Annotated in this window: 7 protein-coding genes; 1 reads left to right on the forward strand and 6 read right to left on the reverse strand. The window is 42.2% G+C overall.

Annotation, left to right across the window (positions count from 1 at the left end; all coding sequences use genetic code 11):
- Positions 1 to 115: 115 nt before the first annotated feature.
- From H6G97_RS41125 to H6G97_RS41150, 6 genes are all read right to left on the reverse strand, one after another.
- Entirely contained in the window at positions 116 to 1,264 is a 1,149-nt protein-coding gene (locus H6G97_RS41125; RefSeq protein WP_190946356.1) for a trypsin-like peptidase domain-containing protein, read from the reverse strand.
- Between the two features lie 412 nt (positions 1,265 to 1,676).
- Positions 1,677 to 1,832 carry a hypothetical protein gene (locus H6G97_RS41130; protein ID WP_190946357.1) on the reverse strand — a complete coding sequence of 52 codons (156 nt, stop codon included), beginning with the start codon at positions 1,830 to 1,832 and terminating at the stop codon, positions 1,677 to 1,679.
- A gap of 358 nt (positions 1,833 to 2,190) precedes the next feature.
- Entirely contained in the window at positions 2,191 to 5,226 is a 3,036-nt protein-coding gene (locus tag H6G97_RS41135; RefSeq protein WP_190946358.1) for a DUF5906 domain-containing protein, read from the reverse strand.
- The gene (locus tag H6G97_RS41140) at positions 5,226 to 5,465 is read right to left on the reverse strand and encodes a hypothetical protein (protein WP_190946359.1); all 240 of its coding nucleotides are present in this window, start codon (positions 5,463 to 5,465) and stop codon (positions 5,226 to 5,228) included. Before H6G97_RS41140 ends, H6G97_RS41135 begins: the two co-directional genes overlap by 1 nt.
- A gap of 276 nt (positions 5,466 to 5,741) precedes the next feature.
- A complete protein-coding gene (locus H6G97_RS41145; protein ID WP_190946361.1) occupies positions 5,742 to 6,467 on the reverse strand; it encodes a hypothetical protein in 726 nt (241 codons plus the stop codon).
- A 170-nt stretch (positions 6,468 to 6,637) separates the two neighbouring features.
- The gene (locus tag H6G97_RS41150) at positions 6,638 to 6,874 is read right to left on the reverse strand and encodes a helix-turn-helix domain-containing protein (protein ID WP_190946360.1); all 237 of its coding nucleotides are present in this window, start codon (positions 6,872 to 6,874) and stop codon (positions 6,638 to 6,640) included.
- A 278-nt stretch (positions 6,875 to 7,152) separates the two neighbouring features.
- On the opposite strand from H6G97_RS41150, the gene H6G97_RS41155 reads away from it, so the two are divergent.
- Complete coding sequence (locus tag H6G97_RS41155; RefSeq protein ID WP_190946362.1) at positions 7,153 to 7,317, forward strand: hypothetical protein; 165 nt, start codon at positions 7,153 to 7,155, stop codon at positions 7,315 to 7,317.
- Positions 7,318 to 7,459: the final 142 nt, after the last annotated feature.

Below are 7,459 nucleotides of genomic sequence, written 5' to 3' on the forward strand. Positions count from 1 at the left end.
GTAGTGTTTTGCAACTGTTATCTAGCCGCCTCAATTATTAGTGAACACCTTTGCAGACTACACTTTCAGGCTGTTATTTGGCTATTCTGTTTGTGAAATGAGCGAACCGACCGTCTTATCGAGGATTGAGCTTAATTATTTCGTTAAGAGACCGTTGATATTCTGTTGTGTTTCCTTGTTTTGAGTATAAATCTGCTGCTGTCTGAAAATCTCTGATCGCGCTTTTCTTATCCCCTAAATCTAATCGAACCAGTCCCCGACGGTAGTAGGCATCCGCAATAGTGCGATTTCCCCAATTTCGATTAATGCGAATTGCCGAGTCATAATCTTGAAGCGCTTTGTTTTTATCTTTGAGCAATCGGTAAGCACTACCACGGCTAAGATAAACAACAGAGAAGTTTGGATTAATTTGAATGGCTTGAGCATAATCCTCAAGCGCACCTCGGTAATTTTTGAGCCTCTGCTGGGCATTTGCGCGGCTGAGATAAATATTGGCATTGCGAGGTTTTAGTCGAATAGCTTGATTGTAATATTCAATAGCTCGGCGATAGTTCCCCTTCTGCACTTGAATCAAGCCATTTGCATGGTAAGTCGCACTTTGTCTAGCTTCAGCAGGGACTGACCGCATCGTAGAGAGAAGAATCTGTATTTTACTGGTTGGCATCGCAAAGTAAATCCCTGGAGCAAGACTTCCAGCTCGAGCCACTCGCAGTCCTCGACTCACAACCCCAATCACCTCACCTTCTTCATTCAGCAATGGCCCACCCGAATTACCTGGGTTAGTTGGTGCCGTATATTGAATTACTCCATTATCGTCTAAGCGGCTAACTATCCCATCCGTAAAGCTTTTTTCAAGTGTTAGCGGGTTGCCAAGGACATAAATCTTTTGCCCAATTTTAGGAGGAATTGATTGTAACCTTAAAGTTGGCAGCCGCTCTTGAGACTGAAGCTTGATCAAGGCTAAATCATAGTTCAGATCTCGTGCTACCACTGCTCCACGATAGACTTTCTCTGACACTTTAACGGTCACATTTCGCTGATTTGCTACGACATGGTTTGCCGTAACAATCCATCCCGTTGGAGAGATAATGACACCACTACCATAGAAGGCTGGCTTGCGATTCTGCGAGGCAACAATGAAAACAACAGCAGGATTTGCTTTTTGATAAATTGCTTCGGGTTGCAGAGCAATAACTGCCTGATTAAATCCATTTATTGAAGCGAATATGCTGAATAAGGAAACCGTTTGAAAGTGGAGTTTCATCTCTTAATACTCCTAATCAAAAAATTAAATAACATATTGAATACACAACTTAGGAATCCAGTTTTAGTGACGACAATAATTGGTAATTTTTTGAACAGTGGGATAGGTTCATCTCAGGGCGGCCGCATCATGTCAATAAGCAAACTCTATTGAGAATAAAGTTAAAACTAATGTCATTAAGTTTTGCTTATTGCGAAAATTTTAGGCGATCGCTTTGGGGCTTAGAAAATAATCAAGCGCGAAATCCTGATTTTTTCGTTGGTTCTTAACCTTCGTTGTGATCAAGAGTAATTTAGATGCGTTTGCCCTGAGGTTCATCTAATCCATTTTTTCAGCCATTTATTACAAATCAAATAGTGCCAGAAATGAATGGCTTAAAAAATAAAAGAATTGCACCCCAAGCTCTCATTCCTTAGACAAACTTAGTGTCTATCATTTGGCTTAGAGCTAGGGTTTGAACTTGCAAGTTGTCTCCTTGCTTCATCACTGAAAAGTCCTGCTCATTTTTGCTACTCTGAGCAAGACCAGCAGCACCAGCGATCGCAGTTCCCGATAAGTTACTACACAAAGCTTTTCATCTATTTCGGAAAAATTTCATTTAACAAACATCGATTTTTAGTTATAGTGAAAAGTTGGTATTGATCGGAGATCCCTGCAAGGGGTTCAGCCGGGATACCGATACCGTTGGCGAATTCACCAAACAGCTAAACTGAACTAATCGGTTTAGTAATGAAACGATTGAGAGCCTTCTGAGCAGTTTTATACCCAGATGCTTGCTTACTCAACTTCAGTTCAGACAAAACACGGTCACGTAAAATTTCAAGTTCTGAAGCCTGTGGCAACCCCAAAGGCTGTTTTGCGCTTGCGGTAACTATAGCGATCTGCAATTAGGTATTGAACCGAGATACGGATATAGAGAATATTCCTTAGTCAATTACAAACGTCTCGCATAAAATTGCATCTCGGTTCCCTTGCTCGGTGGCCACAGTCACAATTCCATTCTTGGAGTCGTAGTTAATCATTTCACCTGCAAACTTGACCGCACCACTGAGCGATCGCACTTCTACTTGGCAACCAACAAACCCTGCGATGTCCCCGCCGTCTTTTTCAAACTGCAACAGTGAGTATGAGAACTCAGACTCAGCTTTTACCAAAACAGTATCGGATGTAATTGGAGCGTCTTTCACTGCCTGATCCTCAGTTGGCATACCCGCACCACTTTCTAGTTGATCCGCACCAGTGACGCAGGACTCGCCGCAGCAGTTTTGCAAGTCAGGTAAGGGTTCCGCATCACCCGCACCAGTTGAGGTGGCATATTCTTCTTTTTTCATTGGAGAAGAAAGCAATTCAATTTTCACCTCTGACTCTTCAATGTTATTTTCCTGTAAATCCGAAAAAGTGGTGCGGGTGGTGCGGAAGTCCTGATTTTGCGTTGTTTCTGGTGCGGGAAGTGGTGCGGAAGTGGTGCGGGTTGAGTCTATTGTGGTGCGGGTAACTTCCAAAATGCCAATGCCTTTGAGTACTGGAATGTTTCTTTTAGCAATGTCACAGTACCTAGTTCCCTTGACAGCCTTGGGGAAGATTTGAGCGATTCGGGCAATGACTTGATTGATGCCCTTCACGTTTTTGTCGCTGGGGCGAACCTGATCCACCCAAGACCTACGGTTGTTGTCAGGGTCTATAGTTAATGTGCCAGTTTGGGTGTAGTAATGTTCCAGTCTTACCCATAACTCTTTTGCAGTCATTTCCTTATCAGGGACATAGCCTATGTTCGCGGCTTCTATGAAGTCAAAAAGATGATTATTCTCTCTCTGAAAGTTGTGGAAAGCGTCGGTTGTGCATTCATAATTGATACCTGACTCTACAAGGTTGCTGAGAGCTTTTAGCATTCTATTTAGGAATGCGGGAGCTAATTTTGTTCTAATAAACTCTGGGTCGTAGCGGAATCGGGGGTCGCCTTTTATCTCGTTTGAATTGTTTGGGTCAGGATTATCTACAAAGGTTTTTTTGAATTCTAAAATTGCAATCCTATCTTTGATTGCCTGTATTACGCCTTGAAAGGCAGAAGTCTCGTTTAAGTTGAAAATACCTATTGCGTTAGAAGAGAATTCTATATGGTCTTTCCCTTTCTGTTCGCAATGTAATGTATCTCCAGTGACAAATAATTTTAAACTTTGGAGTCTGTCAATCCTAGATGTTTGTGGATTTTCAGAAGCCCAATTAATTCGACTATATATAAGTGGGGCTAGTCCGAACTTCCTGCCCTCATCATAGGATTGAAAATCTCCCAAGGAGACAGAAGTTAATCCATTCTTCCCATAAATGGTTGATACGCACTCGCGCAGAGCATCTTTACCATTAGAACCAAGACCAATTGCAAACATTGCTTTTACCTCTCTCCCTCTAAATTTTCTAACAGTTTGAAGGTCAAGGGATGCAGCAATATTTCTAAGAAATATTTCTTGCTGTGGCTTGTCTAAACAAGCTAAAAGTTGCTCACAATATGTATCGTCAGCATTAGGGTCATATTCAATTAACGGTTCATAAATGAAGTAGTCCTGGGGCGTATGCGGGTCTAATCTTATTGTAAAATCCCTGCCTTCCCACTCAACCCTGACTATCCCATTAGTGCAATTTACGCCAGGAGGATTGATTAGTTCTGGGTCAATTTCTGTCCCCATTTTTACCCATTCCAAAACCTTCTTGACTGAACTAGGTGAAGCATAGGGACAAGACTTTTTACCCTGTTCGTTCTCGACCACAAAGGAATTGCAAAAGTCGTAGATTCTTTTGCGTTCTGTGGAATCTGGAGAGTGTTTATAGTGATTGCCAGTGTGGTAGTAAAGCTTATCAGCAGCACAAATCCAGTTCTTATCTCCGTAGAGAGCTTGAAAAGCTTGCTGAGTAAAGGCTAAAACCGGATTTTCGTCGTCATCATCAATGACGTTTACCTCTGCCTGTTGCGTTTGCGATCGCTGCGCCACAGCCGCGTGAATCTCCTGCTCTAACCGACGGATAAACTCTGGTACTTCCATCTGCCCCAAGATTTCTTTGATGTCACTTGATTTATATGGTAAATCGGGGCAGATGTCGTGCGGGTTAATTCCAATAAATCCAATTCCCACCTCGTCGGCACAGTCCTGGCAGGTTTGGAGTTTCTTTAAACCAGTGTCGTCAGCATCATGCAAAAAGATGATTAATCCTATACCTGAATCTTTGATAAGTTGGTATTGGGGTGTGATTGTTTTCTTATCCCATCCACTCCCCTGGAACGTAATCCCAGCAATCCCATGTACGCGACCAACTTCTACGCATCCCTCACCTTCATGCTGGAGTAGCGCCGGGGTTCCATTTACTGATTTAGCAGCAGCGATCGCTTCATCAATGCGGTAAGCTTTCCAGGGTTCATCCCCTTTTCTCATCTCTGGAGTGCCATCTGGAAGCCTGTGCCATTGGCGGAAGGATTTATCTTTTCCCTTCTCTTTGATATAATCCGCCCATTCATAGCGAATTACCCATTGGTTTTGTGAGTAAGGATAGATTGTTTGTGTTGCATTCCCCGGTATTCCCTTTGGGAGCTTGCTAGTTATGTTTTGAGTTTGGGGTATGTCAGTCGCCGCTTGGGTCAACATCACCAGTGCTAATTCACCATCTGGAATTGGCGCACTTTTGGGCAAGATTCTCTTGGGCTTCGTAGCATTTCGGTTTAGGGATAGAGTGTAATTAGCCCCTGCTCTTTCTGCCACCACTTCAGCCCAGGGTTTAATCGCCTCTCTGATGTCCTTACACTCACAATTATTGAAGCATCTGTACTTCCCGGTTTCTGGGACAATAGATAAGTCATTACCGCCACAAACTGGACAAATAAACTTATTTTTAACTTTGGCTGGTTCTAGCTGGTCTTGAAAATTTCGGATGTCGAAGGAGGCGAACGCCTGTTGATTGGGGAATTGTGCAACCATTACGCGATACCTCCTTGAACATTATTTAATTTTTGACAATTGCTTAATATAGAAGTTGGCGATTGTTTCGGTTGAGCCAGTGCATAGTTAGGCTGATGAAAGCGATCGCGATCGCAGACTGTAAATTCTTCTATTGAGTAGCACCAGTCTGGTTTACCGCAGTGTGAGCAAGCGTTAGCAATAGTTGCGAATAGCAGCTTGCTGGTAGTATCAGTATGAAATAGCTGTTTTTGTGACACTTTACAAATCCTCCAGTATGTGTAGTGGAGGAATTGGAGCTATCCCGTGGCAGTAATCTTCTAGTACAAACGTTCAAAAATCACGCTTTGCTAAAATTCCTGAAACGCTGTTGACATCTGGTTAGCCAGTGTTACATTAGCTTTACACCAAATCGTGTACGATAAAATTACTATTAGGGATATTAATTAGGCGACCAAACCCAATCCCCAATTCCAACTGAATAAACTTTGAAAGCCCTTTTGTCTCTTCGAGACTTAGGGTTTTCACCTTTTAGCCTATTCGTACTTGGCTAACCAAGCCTTAATGAACTCGGTTACTTCCTCCTGTTGAATAACAAACGTAGTACCTTTTCTCCTGAGAGCCAGGATTTTCATACTGCTCATCTCAGAATAAAGATGTGGGTTGTGGTCTGATGCTGCCTTGGTTGGACTCCATAAGACCAAAACTTTTGCTGTGGGTGTTTTTGTTACCTCTTTTGAGGACATCCCAAATATTGCTCTATTCTTAGTTAGCCATCTTTCGTAATCCGATAGCTCAACTAGGGGACAGGGTTTCCAGGTGGTTAAACCATTCTTACCCTTCTTTTTCACCTGTAGAATTTCCCTTTTTTCGTTGTAGACCACCTCACTATCTCCCCGCGAACGAATGGAGATAAACAGATGTGCCTTTCTCGGAAACCTGATAAACAAGTCGATAGGGTTGTTGTTTTCTACCGGAAGCACCAGAAATACTTGTAGCCCTAAGCTTTCAAACTCATCGAGAAGTAAGGTTCCTAATTTTTCCAGCCGTGCAAGTTTTTGAGATCGTACCAACGGCTTGTAAGCCAATGCAAAAAAACCCAAAGCAGCCGGATTAATCAAGCTGCCAGATATCAGCGCAGTACCACCAGATGCTAGAGCAACAGTGGACTCATAGTCTTTCTCCTCCCTAATTCTTTTTAACGCCGCTTTGTTGTGCGGCGGAAGTTGAAAATCGATAGGTGAGTCTTTCACGGTAGTCATTGGCGACATCAAAATTAATGATGTGAAACTAGCTCTTTCTTTACCGATAGTAATGCTTGACACTGGATTTTTGAACGACTTTTTATATAAGTATTAAGCTTTCACTCGTCCATATAGTGTTACGAGTATTTGCTCAATGGGGTTTAGCCGTCTTTCTGTTGTGTATTGGGTTATTTGTTCTCCTCATTGGCTAAATCACTGTTTGGACGTATCCACTCCAAAATTTCACTTGGTTGAATTTCATATCTGTCACAGATTTTGTTAAGAACCGTTGCATGGGGAACCTGCCACGGATTGTTGTAAAGGTCATAGGCGGTCTTAGAAGCAACTCCTGTATCCTTTTGGAACTTGTAAGGTGTAATGCCCTTGTTATCTATAAACTGTTTAATTTTATTCTTAACTGGCATTCAATAATTGTACCTGCTTAGTACTAATAGCCAGTTATTATCCCTCCTTATCTTTGCTTCTCCAACCTATAAGTGATTAGTGTTAATAACTGATTAGCAGTAATAACTGATTCGTGCTATCATAACAGTGTCAGCCAAAAAACGCCACAAAACAAAGGCAACAGAAGCCAGAAAGTGATGCTATGGCTAACCCCTAACTGGATGTGTGGATTTAAGGCGATTCAGCCTCTAAATTCTCCAAAGCCAGAAAAATCAAGACTTTAACAATCATCTGAACCATGACAACCACATACACCAATGCCAAAAACTGGCTAGTTCAAGCAGACTTGTTAGCCAAATCAGGGCTAACTGACCTTATCGCCGGAAAAGACTCAGGTGCAGGGTATGGCAAGGCAATCATCGGTGATTTTTCGATCATGATGCCAGCCGCATACCATCGGTGAAAGGTTAAGATAAAGCGCTTTTTGTCAATAGAACTCTTGCATAAATATTTTGTGGTATCATTATGGGTTATTCTAGTTTCAGTTTTCGGCAATTCAAATAGTAAGAGTTTATAAATTTTTTTGAGCAAGTATTGTCAAGCAA

Origin of the sequence: Nostoc flagelliforme FACHB-838 (genome assembly GCF_014698065.1) — a bacterium.
Classification (GTDB): Bacteria; Cyanobacteriota; Cyanobacteriia; order Cyanobacteriales; family Nostocaceae; genus Nostoc; species Nostoc flagelliforme_B.

What these genes read in the sequence shown, in the direction of transcription:
- H6G97_RS41145 (WP_190946361.1), bottom strand. Translation starts at nt 6,467, where the DNA reads ATGACTACCGTGAAAGACTCACCTATCGATTTTCAACTTCCGCCGCAC.
- H6G97_RS41150 (WP_190946360.1), bottom strand. Translation starts at nt 6,874, where the DNA reads ATGCCAGTTAAGAATAAAATTAAACAGTTTATAGATAACAAGGGCATT.
- H6G97_RS41135 (WP_190946358.1), bottom strand. Translation starts at nt 5,226, where the DNA reads ATGGTTGCACAATTCCCCAATCAACAGGCGTTCGCCTCCTTCGACATC.
- H6G97_RS41155 (WP_190946362.1), top strand. Translation starts at nt 7,153, where the DNA reads ATGACAACCACATACACCAATGCCAAAAACTGGCTAGTTCAAGCAGAC.
- H6G97_RS41125 (WP_190946356.1), bottom strand. Translation starts at nt 1,264, where the DNA reads ATGAAACTCCACTTTCAAACGGTTTCCTTATTCAGCATATTCGCTTCA.